Source organism: Enterobacter sp. PGRG2, from assembly GCF_030291195.1.
Classification (GTDB): Bacteria; Pseudomonadota; Gammaproteobacteria; order Enterobacterales; family Enterobacteriaceae; genus Enterobacter_D.
Window position 1 is genome coordinate 2,403,222 of record NZ_CP127837.1, and the last position, 21,745, is coordinate 2,424,966.

The window sequence follows — 21,745 nt, forward strand, 5'->3', positions numbered from 1 at the left end:
CTGGTGTCCCCTGCAGGAATCGAACCTGCAACTAGCCCTTAGGAGGGGCTCGTTATATCCATTTAACTAAGGGGACAAGGCGGCACGAGTATAACGTCATTTCCGCACTGCGTTAAGCGCGTGACCGCCTGAATGCTCAAAGTGTCGCCACTTAAGCGTTATTCTGCTTTGCTTTCACCTTCTTTTTCGCCTCGTCGGCCTGCGCTTTGGCTTCCGCCTTACGTTTGTTGCTCATATCGTTACGGATCTGTGCATGGCTTAACAGGGCGAAAATAAAGGTACCGCCGCAGATATTCCCGGCGAGGGTCGGGAGCGCAAACGGCCAGAGGAATTCACTCCAGTGCAGCGAGCCGGTAAACACCAGGTAAAAGATTTCCACCGCGCCCACCACGATATGCGTGGTATCGCCCAGCGCAATCAGCCAGGTCATCAGAATGATCACCACGATTTTCGCCGAGCCGGCAGAAGGGAACATCCATACCATAGTGGCGATCAACCAGCCGGAAATAATGGCATTGGCAAACATCTCCAGCGGGGTATTTTTCATCACGTCCATGCCGATTTTGACAAAGGCATCGCGCGTCGGGTCGTCAAATACCGGCATATAACCAAACGCCCAGGCGACGATGGCGGTGCCGATCAGGTTACCCAGCAATACCACGCCCCACAGTCGCATCAGAAGACCGCCATTGCCCCAGGTCGGATTGTGCATAAACGGCAGTACGGCGGTGACGGTGTTCTCGGTGAACAGCTGCTGACGAGCCATGATGACAATAATAAAGCCGAAGGTATAACCGAGATTTTCCAGCACAAAGCCGCCGGGAATACCTTCAAACTGGACGTGGAAAATGCCTTTTGCCAGAAACGATGCGCCCATTGACAGGCCCGCCGCAATGGCTGACCAGAGCAGGGCCATGGCATCACGCTCCAGCTCTTTTTCCCCGTCCTGACGAATATGTTCATGGATCGCCATTGCCCGTGAAGGCAGATGCTCCTCATCCACCTCGATTTCTTCACCGCGATCTTTTTCCTCACTCTCGACTTCAATGTCGTCGGTGTGCTTATCTAATTTTTCGTTTTTCAGTTCATCCATTTTTGCTTCATCTTTCCGGGGATCATGCTAATAAGCGTAGCGGCTTTATGTGCTAAAGCAGCGGGCTTCTTCCTAAATTGTGCAAAGGGCAAAAAAGGTGATAACAGGATCGCAGAGAACGTATAAAATTGAAGGCGAAACGAGAAGAGAAAGACAAGCTATGCTCAATGCGTGACAGCTCGTGCTGCCGCTGACGTGCACATCGTTAAACGTGCTGATACAATCGCTTGCGTATTCCAGGCGGAAACCTGAGCGCTGCGCGTTTATCCGTCACGGATGATATTTTGCGATGACCATTTATTACAGGGAGACATCCATGAAATTTCGCCTGTCGGCGCTCGCGCTGGGAACTACATTACTGGTCGGCTGCGCCAGCTCTGGTGAGCAGCAACAGGGGCGCTCGGATCCGTTCGAAGGATTTAACCGCACCATGTATAACTTTAACTTCAACGTGCTGGATCCCTATGTGCTGCGGCCAATTGCCGTGGGCTGGCGTGATTATGTACCGCAGCCCGCGCGTAATGGCTTAAGCAATTTCACCAGTAACCTGGAAGAGCCCGCCATTATGGTGAACTATTTCCTCCAGGGCGATCCCTATAAAGGCATGGTGCACTTTACCCGCTTCTTCCTGAATACCTTACTGGGTATGGGCGGCTTTATTGACGTCGCGGGATTATCTAACGAAAAACTGCAACGTGTGGAGCCGCACCGTTTCGGGAGCACCCTCGGTCATTATGGCGTGGGTTACGGTCCGTACGTTCAGTTGCCGTTTTATGGCAGCTTTACCCTGCGTGAAGACGGCGGCGATATGGCGGATACGCTGTATCCGGTGCTCTCCTGGCTGACCTGGCCGCTCTCAGTAGGTAAATGGACGGTAGAAGGTATCGAGTCCCGCGCGCAGTTGCTGGATTCCGACGGCCTGCTGCGTCAGTCGTCCGATCCTTATATTCTGGTACGCGAAGCCTATTTCCAGCGCCACGACTTTATCGCTAACGGCGGTCAGTTAAAACCTGACGAAAACCCGAATGCGCAGGCTATTCAGGACGATTTAAAAGATATTGATTCTGAATAACCGCAAAGCAGGCAATAAAAAAAGGTGAACCGAAGTTCACCTTTTTTTATATGACGGGTTTATCAGAATGCGTAGTTAAAGTTAGTGCCGAACAGCCAGGCTTTACCTTCTGAATGGAAGGTATACGGGCCTTCATTAACGGTAACTTTCTGACCGTGCATATAAGACGCACCCACATCAACCGACGCATTATCATTAAAGGCGTAAGTCGTACCGGCGCTCAGCCACAGACGGTCCTGATCCGGGATGGAAATAGAACGTTTGCCAGCCGGAACCGGGCTGTCGTCATAGGCGATACCCGTACGGAAGGTCCAGTTATCATCCATGTAATAGGTGGTACCCAGCGCCAGGCGGTAGGAATCTTTAAAGCCTTCGTCTTTATAGAACAGCGTGCGGTCGCCATCGCCGGTGGCTTTCAGCTCCTGGAACTGACTCCAGCTGGTGTAGGCGATGCTGTAGTGTACAGCCCATTGTGGCGCGACGCGGTTATAACCGGACAGCTCCCACATTTCCGGCAGATGCAAACTCAGCGAGCCTGGAATAGTCTGGCCGCCAGTACCGGCAGGGAAAGCCGTGCCCGCGCCAGGTAAGCGGTTAGCCAGTGGGCTGATGCCGCTTTTATAATCCCCGTCAAAGTCGACTTTTACTTCTGAGCGGTAAGTAAAACCGTAACGGTTGTCTTTATCCAGCTCATAAAGGATACCGGCGTTCCAGCCAAAGCCCCATTCATCGCCTTCGAGGCTTGCGATTTTAGAACTGTTTTTCGGCAATGCAGCGGTCTGCTCGCCGGAATAGCGCTCAATTTTCGCGTCAGCGTAAACGGCGTCAAAGCCAAGACCAAAACTCCAGTTGTCATTTAAGCGATAAGCGCCGCTGAGGTTGAGGTTAAGGGTGGTTAAATCGGTTTTACCGCCGTATTCGCCCGCGATGTAGTTATCATTAAACTCTGTTGCCAGACCATAATTCGAGGTGACTGATGCGCCCCAGCCAAATTGTTCATTAATTGGCGCAACAAAGTGCAGGTTAGGCACCCAGGCAGTCGGCGCAATATTATCGGCTTTGGTGCTGCGGCCGGTATAAGGCGAACGGCCGGAAATATTCACGTCCGGATCAATATACACCGCGCCGCCGGAAAAGGCCGGGCGGTCGAATAAAGTAATTAATGCCGGGTTACGGCTGACGTTGCCTGCGTCATCCGCAATAGCGCCTTCACCTGAATAAGCGCGGCCAAGGCCAGAGGAAGAGAATTCGTTTAACTGGAAGCCCGCAGACCAGGCTTGTGTAGAGACAATTGCCACTGCAACTGCGAGTGCAGATTTGGTAAACCGGGTTTTCTGGCTCATGACCATAACCTCATACATTTATTTTTATGCATTAATTGTTACGTACCGTAACAGGAGCGCGAAGTGTAGGGTCTGAGGTACGACTTACAAATCAGACCAGTGGCGGAAGTATAGGTCCGACCAGAGGGAATGTTGCAAGGATGTTTATAAGATTTTTCAAATGTGATCTTCGAAACGCGATCTGCGTGGCAAATTTGTGCACCGTTACGGTTATGAGCAACGGCGAATTTTGTTTTAGATCATTTTAAGCTGTGATAACGGTCACTATCCGGCAATTGTGAGATTAACAACTGGAGCCACTTTTACGGGGCGCGTAAAATAACCACATCGTTTATGGCACCCCGAGTGCAAATACAGAGGAAATCTACAATGAGTAAATGCAGTGCTGATGAAACCCCGGTTTGCTGCTGTATGGATGTGGGCACCATTATGGATAATACCGACTGCACCGCCTCTTACAGCCGCGTATTTACCACACGTGCCGACGCAGAAGCGACGCTTGCCGCATTAACGGAAAAGGCGCGCAGCGTGGAGTCAGACCCGTGCCAGATCACCTCCACCTTTACCGACGTTGAAGAGGGTGTGCGTCTGGATATTGATTTTGTTTTCGCCTGCGAAGCGGAAACCCTGATCTTCCAGCTCGGCCTGCGTTAAATCCCCCTTATCACGCTCCTGATCCTCAGGAGCGTTTTCTCCATCATCTCTGTGTATTAGCTCGCAAAAATCCCCTCAGCCAGTTGGCTAAATGTAAAAAAAAGGTTAAGACTAATATCAGGTCAGACCACTTTGCATGATGTTATTTACAGGGGAGTGTTATGAGTCAGGCATTACCGCTTGTCACCCGTCAGGGCGATCGCATTGCCATTGTCACCGGATTGCGTACCCCTTTTGCCCGCCAGGCCACCGCCTTTCACGGCATACCGGCCATTAGCCTCGGGAAAATGGTGGTGGGCGAAATGCTCGCCCGCAGCGAAATTCCGCCTGACGTTATCGAACAACTGGTGTTTGGTCAGGTGGTGCAGATGCCGGAAGCGCCAAACATTGCCCGCGAAATTGTGCTCGGCACCGGCATGAACATTCATACCGATGCGTACAGCGTCAGCCGTGCCTGCGCCACTAGCTTTCAGGCGGTGGCGAACGTTGCCGAAAGCCTGATGGCGGGTACCATTCGCGCCGGTATCGCGGGCGGGGCGGATTCCACCTCCGTACTGCCCATCGGCGTCAGCAAAACCCTGGCGCGTACGCTGCTTGATCTCAGCAAAGCCCGCACCGCAGGGCAGAAGCTAAAACTCTTTTCCCGTCTGCGCCCGCGGGATTTACTCCCCGTGCCGCCCGCCGTTGCGGAATACTCCACCGGTTTACGCATGGGCGATACCGCCGAGCAAATGGCAAAAACCTGGTGCATCAGCCGCGAGCAACAGGATGCGCTGGCACATCGCTCCCACCAGCTGGCGGCGCAGGCCTGGGCGGACGGTAAACTGGCGGACGAGGTGATGACCGCCTACGTGCCGCCGTACCGTGATCCTGTGGTGCAGGATAATAATATTCGCCACAACTCCACGCTTGCTGATTACAGCAAACTGCGCCCGGCGTTTGACCGTAAACACGGCAGCGTGACAGCGGCCAACAGTACGCCGCTGACCGATGGCGCGGCGGCGGTGATCCTGATGACCGAATCCCGCGCCAGGGAACTGGGGCTGACGCCGCTCGGATTCCTGCGCAGCTATGCCTTTACCGCCGTCGGTGTGCAGCAGGACATGCTGCTGGGTCCGGCCTGGTCGACGCCGCTGGCGCTGGAGCGCGCAGGCATCACCCTTAACGATCTGACGCTGTTTGATATGCATGAAGCCTTTGCCGCCCAGACGCTGGCAAACCTCAAGCTGATGGCCAGCGACCAGTTCAGCCGCGAGGTGCTGGGTCGCAGTCAGGCCACCGGCGAAGTGGACGACAGCAAATTTAACGTGCTGGGCGGCTCCATCGCTTATGGCCATCCGTTCGCCGCCACCGGCGCGCGCATGATCACCCAGACGCTGCATGAATTACGCCGCCGGGGCGGGGGATTTGGCCTGGTGACGGCCTGCGCCGCAGGCGGACTTGGCGCGGCAATGGTCCTGGAGGCCGAATAATGGACATGACAACTGCATTCTCCCTGATTGTGCGCCCGGATCAGATCGCCGTGGTGACCATTGATGTGCCCGGCGAAAAAATGAATACCCTGAAGGCGGAATTCGGCGTTCAGGTGCGGGCAATTTTGAAACAAATCCGCGAGAACAAAGATCTGCGTGGCGTGGTGTTCATTTCGGCGAAAACAGACAATTTTGTCGCCGGGGCTGACATTCATATGATCGACCGCTGCAAAACCGCTAAAGACGCGGAAGAGCTGGCCCGTCAGGGGCAACAGGTGATGGCGGAAATTCATGCCCTTACCATCCCGGTGATTGCGGCGATCCACGGTGCCTGTCTTGGCGGCGGTCTTGAGCTGGCGCTGGCCTGCCACGGGCGCGTCTGTACTGACGATCCCAAAACCCAGCTTGGGCTGCCGGAAGTGCAGCTCGGCCTGTTACCCGGCTCCGGCGGCACCCAGCGCCTGCCGCGCTTAATTGGCGTCAGCACGGCGCTGGAGATGATCCTCACCGGCAAAATGCTCCGTCCGCGCCAGGCCCGTAAAGTGGGGCTGGTGGATGATGTCGTACCGCTGTCGATTTTGCTGGACGCGGCCGTGGAACTGGCAAAAAAAGGCAAACCGACCGGGCGTCGTTTACCCGTGCGCGAACGTATCATGGCCGGCCCGCTCGGGCGCACCCTGCTGTTTCGTATGGTGGAGAAAAAGACGCAGCAGAAAACCCACGGCAACTATCCGGCCGCGCCGCGCATTCTGGACGTGGTACAGACGGGGCTCGCCCAGGGGCGCAGCAGCGGTTATGAGGCAGAAGCCCGCGCCTTCGGCGAGCTGGCGATGACCCCGCAGTCCCGTGCGCTGCGGCATATCTTTTTTACCAGTACCGACATCAAAAAAGATCCGGGCAGCGCCGTCGAACCCGCGCCGTTACGTGCGGTGGGCATTCTGGGCGGTGGTCTGATGGGCGGCGGCATTGCTTACGTCACTGCCAGCAAAGGCAAACTGCCGGTGCGCATCAAGGATATTAAACCTGCCGGTATCAACCATGCGCTGCAGTACAGCTGGCAGCAGCTTGATAAAAAAGTCCGTCGCCGCCATATCCGTCCTCAGGAGCGTGACAACGACATGGCGCTGATCTCCGGCACCACCGATTACCGTGGTTTTGCCGGGCGCGATATCGTGATTGAGGCGGTATTCGAAGATCTGGCGCTAAAACAGCAGATGGTGGCGGAAGTGGAGCAGCACTGCTCGCCGCAGACCATTTTTGCTTCTAACACCTCGTCGTTGCCGATTGGCGATATTGCTGCGAAAGCCGCGCGGCCGGAAAATATCATCGGCCTGCATTTCTTCAGCCCGGTGGAGAAAATGCCGCTGGTAGAGGTGATTGCGCATGCGCAAACCTCAGAGCGAACCATTGCCACCACGGTGATGCTGGCGAAAAAGCAGGGTAAAACGCCGATCGTTGTGGCGGATAAAGCGGGCTTTTACGTCAACCGCATTCTTGCGCCCTACATCAACGAAGCGATGCGTATGCTGACGGAAGGCGAGCAGGTCGAGCATATCGATCGTGCGCTGGTAAAATTTGGCTTCCCGGTCGGCCCAATCCAACTTTTGGATGAGGTGGGAATCGATACCGGCACTAAAATTATCCCTGTGCTGGAGAGCGCGTATGGAGAGCGTTTTTCCGCGCCTGCAAAGGTCATTTCTGCAATTTTGAACGACGATCGCAAAGGCAGAAAAAATGGTCGTGGATTCTATCTTTACGGTGTGAAAGGGCGTACAAGCAAGAAGCAAGTGGACCCGGCGATTTACCCGCTGATTGGCGCATCCGGGAATGCGAAACTGTCGGCGGATCAGATCGCGGAACGCTGTGTGATGATGATGCTCAACGAAGCGGCGCGCTGCCTCGATGAGTCGGTGATCCGCAGCGCGCGTGATGGCGATATTGGCGCGGTATTTGGCATCGGGTTCCCGCCATTTTTGGGCGGGCCGTTCCGCTATATGGATACGCGCGGCGCGGGGAATATCGTGGCGACGCTGGAGCGTCTGGCGGCGCAGTACGGCCCACGATTTACGCCTTGTGAATACTTGTTACAAATGGCGGCGCAGGGCGAAACGTTCTGGCCTGCTAATAACACTGATCCTGTAAGTTAAGGTCAGTAAAGGGTAAATCTGTCGTTGAATGTGTCGGTACTGTTCATTTTATAAACAGTGATTGACTATACTTACGCCATTGATGTAAAACACAGCGTTTCATTCAACGAATGGATAAGGCACAATGCCCGGCCATTGTCTGTTCCGGTGTAAACATGTTGTTTCATTCGGGCGGTTCAATGCTTCTGGTTAACAAAAGCGGTGCAATATGCAAGTTTTTATCATGCGTCACGGCGACGCTGCTCTGGATGCAGCCAGTGACTCGGTTCGCCCTTTGACTTCTTGTGGCTGTGATGAGTCCCGTCAAATGGCAACCTGGCTGTTAAGCCAAAAAGTGAACATCGAGCGTGTACTGGTCAGTCCGTTTCTGCGTGCCGAACAGACGCTGAGCGAGGTAGGGGAGTGCATGAACCTGCCGGACGATGTGGAGATCGACGTCCTGCCCGAGCTGACGCCCGGTGGTGATGTGCGTATGGTCAGCGCGTATTTGCAGACGCTGACTAACGAAGGAGTATCTTCGGTGCTGGTGATTTCGCACCTGCCGCTGGTGGGTTACCTGGTGTCAGAACTGTGCCCGACCCTGACGCCGCCAATGTTTTCTACCTCAGCGATTGCCAGCGTTACGCTGGATAACGCAGGGAAAGGGGTGTTTAACTGGCAAATGAGTCCCTGCAATCTGAAAATGGCGAAAGCGATTTAATCCCGCCTGACCCTGTAAAAAGAGCCGCTGATGCGGCTCTTGTTGTTTCTGGCGGCTGGGGTTTTGTCGGGTGGCGCTTCGCTTACCCGACCTACAACTGGTGGCTGGTTTTGTCGGGTGACGCTGTGCTTACCCGACCGACGGGTTACGAATTCGTAGGCCCGGCAAGCCTGCGCCGCCGGGCATCCCGGCACCGGGCACGTGCTCAGGGGAGTTCTGGCGGCTGCCACTCTTCCACTTCGATCAGCACCAGCAGGGCCGCATCGCCGCCGTACTCTTTCGGTGCCTGATGGAAGGCCATCACGTGCGGATGCTGCGCCAGCCATAATGGTGTTTGCTGCTTGAGAATATGCTTCCCGTGGCCATGCATCACACAGGCGCAAAACACATGTTCGCGGCGGCAGGCGGCAATCAGCGCGCCCAGCTCCTGCTTCGCCTGCATCTGCGTCAAACCATGCAAATCCAGAAACAGCTCCGGGGAGTAATCACCGCGGCGGATCTTCTTCAATTCGAAATGGCTGACGTCCGGGCGCACATACTTTGCCGGGCCGTCGGTATTAAGCAGCGGCTGAAACTCATCAGAAAAATAGTGGCTGGCATCCGCCTGCTCCGATAACAGGCGCTTCACCGGCACCTCCGTCACTTTTTTACGCAGCGGGCGGTGAACAATGGTGTCCTGCTGGATTTTGCGCGTGCCTGTCATGAGCTGCCGGAACAGCGCCTGATCCTCCTCGCTGAGCGATGCTTTCTTTTTCATTTTTCTGTCTCATCTTTTATTTCCGCCAGTTTACCCGACTCGATGCGGCCTGTGTGCAGGCAAAACGCATTTTTCCCCGCCGGGCAGGTGCGAGAATGCTGATTTATCGGCGTCTTCATGGCAAACTAGCCGCCGAATTTACAGCAATGCATGTCCTGGAGGATAGTGTGGATAAAATTTTTGTCGATGAAGCAGTCAGTGAGCTGCATACCATTCAGGACATGTTACGTTGGTCGGTCAGCCGATTCAGCGCGGCCAATATCTGGTATGGGCACGGTACCGATAACCCCTGGGACGAAGCCGTCCAGCTGGTGTTACCGACGCTCTACCTGCCGCTGGATATTCCGGAAGAGATGCGTAACGCGCGCCTGACCTCCAGCGAACGCCACCGCATCGTTGAGCGCGTGATCCGTCGCGTCAACGAGCGTATCCCGGTTGCCTATCTCACCAATAAAGCCTGGTTCTGCGGCCACGAATTTTTTGTCGATGAACGCGTACTGGTGCCGCGCTCGCCGATTGGCGAACTGATCACCAGCCGTTTCGCGGGCCTGATCAACCAGCAACCACAGCATATTCTCGATATGTGCACCGGCAGCGGCTGCATCGCCATTGCCTGCGCTTATGAATTCCCGGAAGCGGAAGTGGACGCGGTGGACATCTCCCCGGACGCGCTGGCGGTGGCGGAGCACAACATCGAAGAGCACGGCCTGATCCACAACGTCACGCCGATCCGCTCCGATCTGTTCCGCGATCTGCCGAAGGTACAGTACGATCTGATCGTCACCAATCCGCCGTATGTCGATGAAGAAGACATGTCGGATCTGCCGAACGAATACCGTCACGAGCCGGAACTGGGTCTTGCCTCCGGCAGCGATGGCCTGAAGCTGACGCGCCGCATTCTGGCCTGTGCACCGGACTACCTGACCGATGACGGCATCCTGATTTGTGAAGTGGGTAACAGCATGGTACATCTGATGGAGCAGTATCCGGATGTGCCCTTCACCTGGCTGGAGTTTGACAACGGCGGCGACGGCGTCTTCATGCTGACCAAAGCACAGCTGGTCGCCGCGCGGGAACACTTCAGCATTTATAAAGACTAAGCCGCACAACTAAGCCGCACAACAACACAACAAAATAACGGAGCCGTGATGGCAGGAAACAGTATTGGACAACTCTTTCGCGTAACCACGTTTGGCGAGTCACACGGTCTGGCGTTAGGTTGCATTGTTGACGGCGTGCCGCCGGGCATTCCGCTGACCGAAGCCGATTTACAACAGGATCTGGATCGCCGCCGTCCGGGCACCTCTCGCTACACCACGCAGCGTCGCGAGCCGGACCAGGTGAAAATTCTTTCCGGCGTCTTTGAAGGTGTCACCACCGGCACCAGTATCGGTCTGCTGATCGAAAACACCGATCAGCGCTCGCAGGATTACGGCGCCATTAAAGACACCTTCCGTCCGGGCCATGCCGATTACACCTACGAACAAAAATACGGCCTGCGCGACTATCGTGGCGGCGGACGTTCCTCCGCGCGGGAAACCGCTATGCGCGTGGCCGCAGGCGCTATTGCCAAGAAATACCTGGCGCAAAAATTCGGTATCGTCATTCGGGGCTGTCTGACCCAGATGGGCGACATTCCGCTTGAGATCAAAGACTGGTCGCAGGTGGAACAAAACCCGTTCTTCTGCCCGGATCCCGATAAAATCGAGGCGCTGGACGAACTGATGCGCGGCCTGAAAAAAGAGGGCGATTCCATTGGTGCGAAGATCACCGTGGTGGCCGATGGCGTCCCGGCGGGCCTGGGCGAACCGGTGTTTGATCGTCTGGATGCCGACATCGCTCACGCGCTGATGAGCATCAACGCCGTTAAAGGCGTGGAGATCGGCGAAGGATTCGGTGCTGTTGCGCTGCGCGGCAGCCAGAATCGTGATGAAATCACACAAGAAGGTTTTCAGAGCAACCACGCCGGCGGCATTCTCGGCGGCATCAGCAGCGGGCAGCAGATCGTCGCCCATATTGCGCTCAAACCAACCTCCAGCATTACGGTGCCGGGGCGCACGATTAACCGCGCCGGTGAAGAGATCGAAATGATCACCAAAGGCCGTCACGATCCCTGCGTGGGTATTCGCGGCGTGCCCATTGCCGAAGCGATGCTCGCCATCGTGCTGATGGATCACTTCATGCGCCAGCGGGCGCAGAACGGGGACGTCACAACCACATTGCCACGCTGGTAACTATGAAAAAACGTGTCATTGCGCTGGCGGCGCTGCTCGTCAGCCAGTTCAGCCTCGCCGCCACGCCCTGGCAAAAAATTACCCATCCGGTGGTGGGCAGCCCGCAGTCCATCGGGGCCTTTTCCAATGGCTGCATCGTGGGGGCCAGCGAGCTGCCTTTACAGTCGGATACCTATCAGGTGATGCGCACCGATCAGCGGCGTTACTTTGGTCACCCGGATCTGGTGCTGTTTATTCAGCGTCTGGGGAACCAGGTGCATAATTTGGGGCTGGGAACCATGCTGATCGGCGACATGGGCATGCCCGCCGGGGGCCGTTTCAACGGCGGTCACGCCAGCCATCAGACCGGGCTGGACGTCGATATTTTCCTGCAGTTGCCACAAACCCGCTGGACGGCGGCGCAGCTGCGTAAACCCCAGGCGCTGGATCTGGTGTCATCCGATGGTAAGCGTGTGGTGCCTTCGCTGTGGCAGCCGCAGATTAGCCAGCTGATCAAGCTGGCGGCGGAAGATAATGACGTGACGCGTATTTTCGTCAATCCGGCCATTAAACAGCAGTTATGTCTGGATGCCGGAACGGATCGCGACTGGCTGCAAAAAGTTCGTCCGTGGTTCCAGCACCGCGCGCACATGCACGTGCGCCTGCGCTGCCCGGCGGACAGCCTTGAATGTGAAGATCAACCGCTGCCGCCGCCAGGCGATGGATGCGGCGCGGAATTACAAAGCTGGTTTGAACCCGCAAAACCCCCGATAACGAAGCCTGAGAAGAAGACACCGCCGCCGTTGCCGCCTTCCTGCCAGGCGCTACTGGATGAGCATGCACTTTAATGGACAACTTTATCGATCTCTTTATGGTGTCGCCGTTACTGCTGGCGGTACTGTTTTTTGTGGCCTTACTGGCAGGATTTATCGATGCGCTGGCGGGCGGGGGCGGTTTACTGACCGTACCGGCGTTGCTGGCGGCGGGCATGACGCCTGCCCAGGCGCTGGCCACCAATAAATTACAGGCCTGCGGCGGTTCGCTGTCTGCTTCGATCTATTTTGTGCGCCTGAAAGTCGTCAATCTGGCGGATCAGAAACTGAATATTCTGATGACCTTTATCGGCTCCACCTCAGGCGCGCTGCTGGTGCAGTATGTAAAGTCTGACGTGCTGCGGCAGGTTTTGCCGATCTTAGTTATCTGCATCGGGCTGTATTTTCTGCTGATGCCGAAGCTTGGCGAAGAGGATCGTCAACGGCGGCTGTATGGCCTGCCGTTTGCACTGGTCGCCGGTGGCTGCGTGGGCTTTTACGATGGTTTTTTCGGACCTGGCGCGGGATCCTTTTACGCGCTGGCGTTCGTCACGCTGTGTGGCTTCAACCTCGCCAAATCCACCGCCCACGCCAAAGTGCTGAACGCCACCTCCAATCTCGGCGGCCTGTTACTCTTTATTATTGGCGGCAAAGTGGTATGGGCCACCGGCTTCGTGATGCTTGCCGGACAGTTTCTTGGCGCGCGTATGGGATCACGGCTGGTGCTGAGCAAAGGACAAAAACTCATTCGCCCGATGATTGTGATTGTCTCAGCGGTAATGAGTATAAAACTGCTTTTTGACAGCCATGGACAGGAGATCCTTCACTGGCTGGGGATGAACTGATGAACACGACGCACACTTACGAGCAATTAATAGAAATTTTTGATGGCTGCTTTGCCGGTGATTTTAATACCCGTCTGATTAAAGGCGACGACGAACCGATCTATCTTCCTGCTGATGCCGACGTGCCCTATAACCGCATCGTCTTTGCGCACGGCTTTTATGCCAGCGGCTTACATGAGATTTCCCACTGGTGTATCGCCGGGAAAGCGCGTCGCGAGCAGGTGGATTTTGGCTACTGGTATTGCCCGGACGGCCGCGATGCCACCACTCAGGGGCAGTTTGAAGACGTGGAAGTTAAGCCGCAGGCGCTGGAATGGTTATTCTGCGTGGCGGCGGGCTTCCCGTTCAATATCAGCTGTGACAATCTGGACGGCGATTTCGAACCCGATCGCATCGCTTTTCAGCGCCGGGTACATGCCCAGCTGATGACGTATCTGGAAGAGGGGATCCCTCCGCGTCCGGCGCGCTTTATCCAGGCATTACAGGATTATTATCATACGCCGCCGCTAACGGCAGCACAGTTTCCGTGGCCGGAAGATCTTAACTGAAGCCACGATTTAAAGAGGAAAGAAGATGATCGCGGAGTTTGAAGCACGCATTCTGGCGTTAATTGATGACATGGTAGATACGGCCGGAGACGATGAGCTGTTTGCCAGCGGTTATCTGCGTGGCCACCTGACGCTGGCCGTCGCTGAACTGGAGCATGGCGATGACCACTCCCCGGAAGCGGTTCACGCTAACGTCAGCGCCAGCCTGTCAAAAGCGATTCAGGCCGGTGAGCTTTCCCCGCGCGATCAGGCGCTGGTGCTGGGCATGTGGGACACGCTGTTTACCCAGGCGAAAGGTTAACGGGTTGCCCCTCTCACGGGTGAGAGGGGAATAACCTATGCCAGGCGCGGATAGCCATCGGCAATCGCATCGCCGGTAAACTGCGCCACCCAGCCTTCGGGATTATCAAAAATACGAATGGCGGTAAAATTCGGCTCGGAACCCATATCAAACCAGTGCGGCGTGCCGGCAGGCACTGAAATCAGATCGTTTTTCTCGCACAGTACCTGATACACCTCATTGCCGATATGCAGGCAGAACAGCCCGGCACCCTCCACGAAAAAGCGCACTTCATCTTCACCGTGCGTATGCTCATTCAGGAATTTAGCGCGTAATGCATCTTTTTGCGGGTTATCCGCGCGCAGGCTGATCACATCCCAGCTCTGATAGCCTTTTTCAGCAACCAGCCTGTCGATAGCAGACTGATAGGCATGGATCACCGTATCGGCAGACGGGTTATCCCCTAAATCGCGATCCGCCTGCCAGCGCTCAAAACGCACACCTTTAGCGTTAAGCTGCTGCTGGATCTCTGTGGCATCGGTGCTGTGCCAGGTGGGCTGGCTGGCGTCGGTATCTGAAAAAATGGTCAGGGCGCTCATGAAGGGATCTGCTCCGGATTGATAACATCAAAACGATGAACCTGGTGATGATGGCTGGCGGCATCGTCATCACCGCGAATAAGCTGCACGGTACGCAGCCCGGCCTCGGCTGCCGCATCCAGCTCCTGATGAACATCCGACAGGAACAAAATCTGCGACGGGGCAAGGCCCAGCTGTTCAGCGATGCTGGCATAGGAACTTACCTCGCGCTTCGCGCCGATGTGCGTATCAAAATAGCCGCTGAACAGATGAGTAATATCACCTTCGTCGCTGTAGCCAAATAACAGTTTCTGCGCGGCGACGGAGCCGGAGGAATAAACATAGAGATCAATACCCTGCGCCTTCCATTTTTCCAGCGACGGCAGTACGTCCGGGTAGAGATGGCCGGTAAAGTCGCCGTGCACATAGCCTTCGCGCCAGATAATGCCCTGTAAGGCTTTCAGCGCCGTGGATTTGCGATCTTCATCCATAAAGCGGAATAACGTGTCGATAAGCTGCGCGGTGGTGGCGTCCGGCTGGCCGATTTCGTCGCGCAGATTATCGAGAATCGAGGAGAACGGTTCGCCATACTGCTGCGCCGTAATGAAGGCGGCGAGCCGCTCACGGGCATAGGGGAACAGGACATCATGCACAAAGCGAATATCGCTGGTGGTGCCTTCAATATCGGTAACTATCGCGCGGATCATTCTCTCTCCAGCAGGCGGCGCTGCATTTCACATTCGAATAAGAACTCAAGACCTTCCAGATGACGGCGGGCTTCCGCCACACTGCGTCCCCAGCAGGTTAAACCATGGCCGCGCAGGAGGAAACCATATTGCAGCGGATGATCCTGTGCGAAGGCTTCAATGCGGCGGGCGAGGGCGTCGATATCCTGGTCGTTATCGAAAATAGCCACGGGAACGTAGTCCAGATGAGTGCGCTGCCCGCTGAGGGATTTTTGCATTTCGTAGCCGTGCAGCATCAGTTGCGTGCTTTTCTCCACCCGCGACAGCACGGTGGCATTGACCGTGTGCACATGCAGTACCGCATTAGCCTCGGGAAACAGGCGGTAGATCAGCGTGTGCAGGCCAGTTTCCGCCGACGGCGTACGGCCGGAGGGCACGCGGTGGGTGGCAATCTCCACGCGCAGAAAATCGTCGGGCGTCAGGCTGCCTTTGTCCTTGCCGGATTCGCTGAGCCAGCACCAGTCCGCGTCTTCACGCACAGACATGTTGCCGCCGGTGGCGGGGGCCCAGCCTTTCGCGCCAATCCAGTGACAGGCGTCGACGAGGGGGGAGAGTTGCAGATTGTCTGTCATTCAGTGTCTTCCTTTATAGCCGTAAGGCAGGAATATCGTTATGGTTTAGACGTCTAAGCGTCTTGATTGCCAAATACTAACATCGTGTTATAGTGGCAGCAACACAAGTATCACAGGCAGGCAACCACGCATGAGCAATAACCCGCTGATCCCACAGAGCAAACTTCCCGCCCTCGGCACCACTATCTTTACGCAGATGAGCGCGCTCGCCCAGCAGCATCAGGCGATCAATCTGTCGCAGGGCTTCCCGGATTACGATGGCCCGCACTATTTGCAGGAACGGCTGGCGTATCATGTGGCGCAGGGGGCGAATCAGTACGCGCCCATGACCGGCGTGCAGGCATTGCGGGAGGCGATTGCCGATAAAACCGCAGCGCTGTACGGTTACCTGCCGGATGCAAACAGCGACGTGACCGTTACCGCCGGGGCCACCGAAGCGCTGTACGCCGCCATTACCGCGCTGGTGCGCCAGGGTGACGAGGTGATTTGCTTTGATCCCAGCTATGACAGCTACGCGCCTGCCGTTGAGCTCTCCGGCGGGGTGTTAAAACGCATTGCCTTACAGCCGCCGCATTTTCGCGTCGACTGGCAGAATTTCGCCGCGCTGCTGAGCGAGAAAACCCGGCTGGTGATCCTCAACACCCCACATAACCCGTCGGCGACGGTGTGGGAAAAAGAGGATTTTGCCGCCCTCTGGCAGGCCATTGCAGAGCAGGAAATTTATGTGATCAGCGATGAGGTGTACGAGCACATCTGCTTTGCACAGGAGGGACACGCCAGCGTGCTGGCTCATCCGCAGCTACGCGAGCGGGCGGTAGCGGTTTCTTCCTTCGGCAAAACCTATCATATGACCGGCTGGAAAGTGGGCTACTGTGTGGCCCCGGCGGCCATCAGCGCCGAGCTGCGCAAAGTGCATCAGTATCTGACCTTTTCCGTTAATACCCCGGCGCAGCTGGCGCTGGCGGACATGCTGCGCGAAGCGCCTGATCACTACCGCGAACTGCCCGCCTTCTATCAGCAGAAGCGCGATCTGCTGGTGGAGGCGTTAAGCCACAGCCGTCTGGAGATTTTGCCCTGCGAAGGCACCTATTTCCTGCTGGCGGACTACAGCGCCATTTCCGATCTGGATGACGTCAGCTTCTGCCAGTGGCTGACAAAAGAAGCTGGCGTGGCCGCCATCCCGCTATCGGTATTTTGCGCGGATCCCTTCCCGCATAAGCTGATCCGCCTGTGCTTTGCCAAGCAGAGCGCCACGCTGCTCGCCGCCGCCGAACGGCTGTGTAAGCTGTAGCTACTCCACGGTCCAGGCGCTGGAAAATCGACGGTCGGCAAACAACTCCAGCAGACCGTTGATTTGCTTCAGGCGCAGCACTTCGTCGCTGTCCATTCCCAGCTCTTTACCGATGCGCTCATCTTCCCAGCCCAGCTGCGCCAGTTCGCGCACGATCTCTGACATCTCCTGGATCTGGTGCCGCCCGCGGGCGCGATTATGGCGGATGGTCGCCGCCATGCGCTCGGACTTGCGGGTACGGGAAGCGCGTAAACAGGTGACCGGCAGGTAGCCTTTAAGCTGCTTTTTCAGCGCCGGTTTGCTCTTACCCAGTTCATGCCGGTGAAAGCCGTCCACAATTTCATACTCGTGGGCGCCGGTACGGATGGCGACGACCGGCTGAGTAAAGCCATCCATCTCCAGCGATTTCAGCAGCAGACGCTTTTCCGGCGGCGCCACATTGTTTGGATTGTAGCTGTTCGGTTTGATGGCTTCGTGCCTGACCCACAGCACGCAGTCCACCGGCTGCTCGCGAAACGGGCTGAGCTCGTGCAGCGCCTGACGAAAAGCATTAATGGCGTCAATGCGATCCGCTTCCTCCAGCGAGCTTAAGTAATCCTTTAAGTCGTATATCAGTCGTTGCCGCATAAAATTCCCCACTCTTTACGTTTATTTTTCATACGCTCGTTGTAGCGCTTATAGTTGCTGGTTTTTGTCGGGCTGAATGACAGGGCGCGGCACCAGTAATCGTTATTGAGCAGCACCTTGCAGATGCGCCGCCAGGACGGAATATCCTTCGCGCCGATGTCGCCTTCCTGAACGTCCGGAATATCTTCCATGCCTTGTCTCTCATACCAGCGGAGATAAACGGCGATTTTGTTGCGGTAATGTTCGGCGGTAGAGACGGGCATACTGTCGAGAAGAAAGAGAGCGTAGGAGCGCCAGCTGTGGCCTTCGGGTTTGTACAGCTTGCGGTGGCCGTAAAACTGATTATCCTGCCCGGCATACAGACCGCCGCTTCGCGCGCCGCTGACCCGTTCACACATGCGTGCCCAGGTGTGCGGCTCGAGTACGTGATACAGCCACAGGCCCTGCCGTTGTTCCGGGCCGAAAGGTTCGCAGATGCGCATATAGCGTAAGGGGACGCCCGCCTTGTGCATCAGATCGTACAGCACGTTATAGGTGGCTTTTGATTTTGCAAACCAGGTCCAGACGTCGGCGATTTTCCAGTCATAGATAGGGTAGATGTACCAGCTATTGCCGCGTGGGGTGCAGGTCGTCCAGGGTTTATCATCGGCGAAACGCTGCTTGCGCGAAGAGGCGATGGCCAGAAAGCGGTTATAGGATTCATCGGCGCGGATGCCGATCATCATGGCGGCGGGGCGTTGCTGTGAAAACCAGTCCGCAAACTGGTAAACGAAACTTTCGAAGGTCATACCCTGCTGGTAAAAGGGAAAACAGGCAGGGTCGGTAATGGCGCAGTCGGGGGGCTGCCTCACCCAGGCTTTGCCAGGCTCCCAGCACTGCCACTCCGGTTCAAATTGCGAGAGGGCGTTCTGCGTGGTCAGCGGCAGGGCAATCCACCAGAAGGTTTCGATGACATCCTGATACTCCTCCCGCATTTTATTAATATGCTTTATGGTACAGGCGAACTGCGCTTCCCAGTCAATAAATAACACGTGGATTTTTTTATTCATCTGTCGGGCAAGCAGGGCGGTGAGGTGCAGCATAACGGTGGAATCTTTGCCGCCAGAAAAAGAAACGCAAACGCGGGGCAGATTTTCTAAGGTCCAGCGTATTCGGCCAATACTGGCTTCAAATACGTTTTCCATTAACTCAATCTTATGAATTGACATGAGTGTTAATCCAGTAAGTTAAACCATGATTAAAAACACTGGTATGAAGATGCGGGGAAAGCCCGCGAAGAGAATATATTCTGTTGGCTGGAGGAAGATTCGTCAATGCTGTTAATGTAAGTAAAAACAGCAATACTTTATCCCGGGAATTTAATACGGCCGGAGATAATGTCAGGCCGTATATATCAGCGGGAGGTTACTGATCCTGGTCAATACTTTCTACCAGTTGCGCGAAAACAGCGCTATTCATGGAAGCGCGATTATACATCATAAAAACATCAATGGTGGGCAGCGAGACGCCAGCGTTAATCTGTTTAAGATTAAGCGATGCTTTATAATAGTTGAAGGATTTAAGGGGGACGATGCCGACTAAATCAGTATGGCTAATCATATTCAAAACAGAAATGAATGAATCGCTGCGGAACAGTATTTTCCGTTGCGGTAACTCTTTTTCAATGCTGGTAAAAATTTCGCGGGTCCCCTGTGCAGGGGTCGAAAAGGCGGTAAAACCCTCTTCCAGCAGGTCACTAACGCTAATGGTATCGTTAATACGCGGGTGCGATTTGCTGCATACCAGCACCAGCGGATCGGTTCTGTAGCGGGTGCAGACAATAGAACGATTGGTGACCGGCAGCAGGGAGAGCACCAGGTCGGCCTTGCGATAGTTAAGCAGGTCTTCGGCGGTTTCCGGGGCGATAAAAATGTCGTGGTGCACGATATTATACTGGGCGTTATCACGCAGCCGGTTAATTAAACTCACCATGCCGTTCGAAACCAGGATCTGGGGGCTATAAACAACAATGGTCTTCATTAGCTCACTGTTATTCATAATATTAATGGTTCGTTCCAGATCGTTAAGGTTTTCTTCCAGGTGAGCATGTAAGTTTATGCCCACGGTGGTCGGGGTGACGCCTTTACCGGAACGAACAAATAGCGGGTCATTAAGTTGGGCGCGCAAGCGTTGCAGCGACTGACTGACGGCAGAAGGCGTAATAAATAACGTCTCAGCCGCCTTGCTGATACTTTGATGCTGATAAATACTCTCAAAAATCACCAGCAGATTAAGATCGAATTTTTTAAGATCATAAAGATTAGCCATTAGGTCATCCTGATTTATTGACTATGATTTATTTATCTGATGATTGTTTCACGATGGTGAAGAAAAAAATAAATACAATCCTTTGCGAATACCAAACATGACTTTGTTTGATAAGATGAATATATCATGAAAAGCGATATTTGAAAGGTGCGACCCGAAATAAGTTGAGGGCCGCAAAACGCGACCCTCAAACTGGCAATTGTTCTGGTCTGACGCAGGCGTTTATTGTTCGCCCATTATCACCTTCAGCTTTTGCTCATCCGGCAGACCGACCACCTGTTGCAGCACGTTGTTTTCATTCATGTAATAAATAGCAGGAGTCGCGCTGGCCCCCAGGCTATCCATCAGGCGCTGATGCATATTAAGCGAACGCATGGCTTTGTCTGCGGGTGTCGCGGGCACGTTAAGCTTCATCTTGCCGCCGGACTGCTCAAAATCGTGCCAGGTTTTTGCCGGATCGGCTGAGGTCATTATCGCGGCGGCAGTCGCCGGGCTTTCCGGTTTGATCACGCCTACCAGCAGGGTGCGCAGCTGAACTTTTCCGCTATCCACCCACGGACGCGCCTGCTGCCAGAACTGATGGCAGTAAGGGCAGAAAGGATCGGCAAAGACATAGACCACCCTCGGCGCGTCTTTTTTACCATCGAGGATCCATTCTGCTTTTTCCATCTGCTGCCAGAGCTCTCGTCCGGCAGGGGCATAGATCTCTTTCTCAATCAGCTTTTCGCTAAGATTGGCGCCCGCGCCGTCGTACATGTATCCTGAGATGGCATGTTTACCGTCCGGCGTGACATAAATGGTCACGCCCATATCCTGATATTTTCCCAGATAACCCTTCATGCCGCCGGGCGCATCGAACGGCTTAATGATGGTGATACCCTGTTTCTCAATAGCTTTAACCGCATCAGGCAGCTCGTCTGCTTGTGCGAAAACAGGTAAAAGGGTCATCAGAACTACACGCTTTAACATATCAAGGCCTTGAATATAAACTGTAAAAGTGAGTTTTAGGCTGCGGCGGGGCAGGTTGTTAGATATTGCCTATTGAGTTGATAACGTAAACGCATTAGCCGTGGCAGTAAAACTTGCGTAACTTAGCACTCAACGAAACCACGGAGGAAGTATAGATGTCCTTAATTAATACCAAAATCAAACCTTTCAAAAACCAGGCGTTCAAAAACGGCGAATTCATCGAAGTTACCGAGAAAGATACCGAAGGCCGCTGGAGCGTATTCTTCTTCTATCCGGCTGATTTCACCTTCGTTTGCCCGACCGAGCTGGGTGACGTTGCGGATCATTACGAAGAACTGCAGAAACTGGGCGTAGACGTGTACTCCGTTTCTACCGATACCCACTTCACCCACAAAGCATGGCACAGCAGCTCCGAAACCATCGCAAAAATCAAATATGCGATGATCGGCGACCCGACTGGCGCACTGACCCGTAACTTCGAAAACATGCGTGAAGACGAAGGCCTGGCTGACCGTGGCACCTTCATCGTTGACCCGCAGGGCATCATCCAGGCGATCGAAGTGACCGCTGAAGGCATTGGCCGTGACGCTTCTGACCTGCTGCGTAAAATCAAAGCCGCTCAGTACGTTGCTTCCCACCCAGGCGAAGTATGCCCGGCTAAGTGGAAAGAAGGCGAAGCGACTCTGGCTCCATCTCTGGACCTGGTTGGCAAAATCTAA

At 55.0% G+C, this 21,745-nt stretch carries 23 protein-coding genes and 1 tRNA gene; 13 read left to right on the plus strand and 11 right to left on the minus strand.

Annotated elements, in window-relative coordinates; genetic code table 11:
* Position 1: 1 nt before the first annotated feature.
* Together QRD42_RS10460 and QRD42_RS10465 are read right to left on the minus strand one after the other, a co-directional pair.
* Positions 2 to 76: transfer RNA gene (locus QRD42_RS10460), tRNA-Arg, on the minus strand.
* A 75-nt stretch (positions 77 to 151) separates the two neighbouring features.
* Positions 152 to 1,093, minus strand: a complete 942-nt coding sequence (locus tag QRD42_RS10465; protein ID WP_072567700.1) for a formate/nitrite transporter family protein — start codon at positions 1,091 to 1,093, stop codon at positions 152 to 154.
* A 316-nt stretch (positions 1,094 to 1,409) separates the two neighbouring features.
* On the opposite strand from QRD42_RS10465, the gene mlaA reads away from it, so the two are divergent.
* Positions 1,410 to 2,165 (plus strand): phospholipid-binding lipoprotein MlaA, encoded by a 756-nt coding sequence (gene mlaA / locus QRD42_RS10470; protein WP_072567701.1) that lies wholly within the window; start codon positions 1,410 to 1,412, stop codon positions 2,163 to 2,165.
* Between the two features lie 62 nt (positions 2,166 to 2,227).
* Here the strand turns inward: mlaA and fadL are convergent, their stop codons facing one another.
* Positions 2,228 to 3,508 carry a long-chain fatty acid transporter FadL gene (fadL, locus tag QRD42_RS10475; RefSeq protein ID WP_321987060.1) on the minus strand — a complete coding sequence of 427 codons (1,281 nt, stop codon included), beginning with the start codon at positions 3,506 to 3,508 and terminating at the stop codon, positions 2,228 to 2,230.
* 369 nt (positions 3,509 to 3,877) lie between these two features.
* On the opposite strand from fadL, the gene QRD42_RS10480 reads away from it, so the two are divergent.
* The 4 genes from QRD42_RS10480 (at position 3,878) to sixA (ending at position 8,481) form a co-directional block, all read left to right on the plus strand.
* Entirely contained in the window at positions 3,878 to 4,162 is a 285-nt protein-coding gene (locus QRD42_RS10480; protein ID WP_072567703.1) for a YfcZ/YiiS family protein, read from the plus strand.
* Positions 4,163 to 4,323: 161 nt separating this feature from the next.
* Positions 4,324 to 5,634, plus strand: a complete 1,311-nt coding sequence (gene fadI, locus QRD42_RS10485) for an acetyl-CoA C-acyltransferase FadI (RefSeq protein WP_321987061.1) — start codon at positions 4,324 to 4,326, stop codon at positions 5,632 to 5,634.
* The gene (gene fadJ / locus QRD42_RS10490) at positions 5,634 to 7,781 is read left to right on the plus strand and encodes a fatty acid oxidation complex subunit alpha FadJ (RefSeq protein ID WP_321987062.1); all 2,148 of its coding nucleotides are present in this window, start codon (positions 5,634 to 5,636) and stop codon (positions 7,779 to 7,781) included. Before fadI ends, fadJ begins: the two co-directional genes overlap by 1 nt.
* 208 nt (positions 7,782 to 7,989) lie before the next feature.
* Entirely contained in the window at positions 7,990 to 8,481 is a 492-nt protein-coding gene (gene sixA / locus QRD42_RS10495; protein WP_321987063.1) for a phosphohistidine phosphatase SixA, read from the plus strand.
* 205 nt (positions 8,482 to 8,686) lie between these two features.
* Here the strand turns inward: sixA and smrB are convergent, their stop codons facing one another.
* The gene (gene smrB, locus QRD42_RS10500) at positions 8,687 to 9,238 is read right to left on the minus strand and encodes an endonuclease SmrB (RefSeq protein WP_072567707.1); all 552 of its coding nucleotides are present in this window, start codon (positions 9,236 to 9,238) and stop codon (positions 8,687 to 8,689) included.
* Between the two features lie 167 nt (positions 9,239 to 9,405).
* Between smrB and prmB the strand changes: the two genes are divergently transcribed.
* The 6 genes from prmB to QRD42_RS10530 are packed head-to-tail and all read left to right on the plus strand — an operon-like array spanning position 9,406 to position 13,957.
* Positions 9,406 to 10,338 (plus strand): 50S ribosomal protein L3 N(5)-glutamine methyltransferase, encoded by a 933-nt coding sequence (prmB, locus tag QRD42_RS10505; RefSeq protein ID WP_072569412.1) that lies wholly within the window; start codon positions 9,406 to 9,408, stop codon positions 10,336 to 10,338.
* A 48-nt stretch (positions 10,339 to 10,386) separates the two neighbouring features.
* On the plus strand, positions 10,387 to 11,472 hold the full coding sequence (gene aroC, locus QRD42_RS10510; protein ID WP_321987064.1) for a chorismate synthase: 1,086 nt from the start codon (positions 10,387 to 10,389) through the stop codon (positions 11,470 to 11,472).
* Between the two features lie 2 nt (positions 11,473 to 11,474).
* Positions 11,475 to 12,299 (plus strand): penicillin-insensitive murein endopeptidase, encoded by an 825-nt coding sequence (gene mepA / locus QRD42_RS10515; protein WP_318377438.1) that lies wholly within the window; start codon positions 11,475 to 11,477, stop codon positions 12,297 to 12,299.
* Positions 12,299 to 13,108, plus strand: coding sequence for a sulfite exporter TauE/SafE family protein (locus QRD42_RS10520; protein WP_321987065.1), 810 nt, complete (start codon positions 12,299 to 12,301; stop codon positions 13,106 to 13,108). Before mepA ends, QRD42_RS10520 begins: the two co-directional genes overlap by 1 nt.
* Positions 13,108 to 13,656: an elongation factor P hydroxylase gene (locus QRD42_RS10525; protein WP_072567711.1), complete on the plus strand. Its 549-nt coding sequence runs from the start codon at positions 13,108 to 13,110 to the stop codon at positions 13,654 to 13,656. The genes QRD42_RS10520 and QRD42_RS10525 overlap by 1 nt, the downstream gene beginning before the upstream one ends.
* Positions 13,657 to 13,681: 25 nt before the next feature.
* Complete coding sequence (locus QRD42_RS10530) at positions 13,682 to 13,957, plus strand: YfcL family protein (RefSeq protein WP_072567712.1); 276 nt, start codon at positions 13,682 to 13,684, stop codon at positions 13,955 to 13,957.
* A 35-nt stretch (positions 13,958 to 13,992) separates the two neighbouring features.
* Here the strand turns inward: QRD42_RS10530 and QRD42_RS10535 are convergent, their stop codons facing one another.
* Genes QRD42_RS10535 through QRD42_RS10545 form a run of 3 tightly spaced genes read right to left on the minus strand, consistent with a single transcriptional unit; the run spans position 13,993 to position 15,832 of the window.
* Positions 13,993 to 14,535 carry a 1,2-dihydroxy-3-keto-5-methylthiopentene dioxygenase gene (locus QRD42_RS10535; RefSeq protein WP_321987066.1) on the minus strand — a complete coding sequence of 181 codons (543 nt, stop codon included), beginning with the start codon at positions 14,533 to 14,535 and terminating at the stop codon, positions 13,993 to 13,995.
* Complete coding sequence (mtnC, locus tag QRD42_RS10540; RefSeq protein WP_321987067.1) at positions 14,532 to 15,221, minus strand: acireductone synthase; 690 nt, start codon at positions 15,219 to 15,221, stop codon at positions 14,532 to 14,534. The genes QRD42_RS10535 and mtnC overlap by 4 nt, the downstream gene beginning before the upstream one ends.
* Positions 15,218 to 15,832, minus strand: coding sequence for a methylthioribulose 1-phosphate dehydratase (locus QRD42_RS10545; RefSeq protein WP_321987068.1), 615 nt, complete (start codon positions 15,830 to 15,832; stop codon positions 15,218 to 15,220). The genes mtnC and QRD42_RS10545 overlap by 4 nt, the downstream gene beginning before the upstream one ends.
* A gap of 130 nt (positions 15,833 to 15,962) precedes the next feature.
* On the opposite strand from QRD42_RS10545, the gene QRD42_RS10550 reads away from it, so the two are divergent.
* Positions 15,963 to 17,123: a pyridoxal phosphate-dependent aminotransferase gene (locus QRD42_RS10550; RefSeq protein ID WP_321987069.1), complete on the plus strand. Its 1,161-nt coding sequence runs from the start codon at positions 15,963 to 15,965 to the stop codon at positions 17,121 to 17,123.
* Here the strand turns inward: QRD42_RS10550 and QRD42_RS10555 are convergent, their stop codons facing one another.
* From QRD42_RS10555 to dsbG, 4 genes are all read right to left on the minus strand, one after another.
* Complete coding sequence (locus tag QRD42_RS10555; RefSeq protein ID WP_072567717.1) at positions 17,124 to 17,750, minus strand: IbrB-like domain-containing protein; 627 nt, start codon at positions 17,748 to 17,750, stop codon at positions 17,124 to 17,126.
* Positions 17,735 to 18,958, minus strand: coding sequence for a phosphoadenosine phosphosulfate reductase (locus tag QRD42_RS10560; RefSeq protein ID WP_321987070.1), 1,224 nt, complete (start codon positions 18,956 to 18,958; stop codon positions 17,735 to 17,737). The genes QRD42_RS10555 and QRD42_RS10560 overlap by 16 nt, the downstream gene beginning before the upstream one ends.
* A 196-nt stretch (positions 18,959 to 19,154) precedes the next feature.
* Entirely contained in the window at positions 19,155 to 20,057 is a 903-nt protein-coding gene (gene citR / locus QRD42_RS10565) for a DNA-binding transcriptional repressor CitR (RefSeq protein WP_072567719.1), read from the minus strand.
* 222 nt (positions 20,058 to 20,279) lie between these two features.
* Positions 20,280 to 21,026, minus strand: coding sequence for a thiol:disulfide interchange protein DsbG (gene dsbG, locus QRD42_RS10570; protein WP_072567720.1), 747 nt, complete (start codon positions 21,024 to 21,026; stop codon positions 20,280 to 20,282).
* 155 nt (positions 21,027 to 21,181) lie between these two features.
* On the opposite strand from dsbG, the gene ahpC reads away from it, so the two are divergent.
* Positions 21,182 to 21,745: an alkyl hydroperoxide reductase subunit C gene (ahpC, locus tag QRD42_RS10575; RefSeq protein WP_072567721.1), complete on the plus strand. Its 564-nt coding sequence runs from the start codon at positions 21,182 to 21,184 to the stop codon at positions 21,743 to 21,745.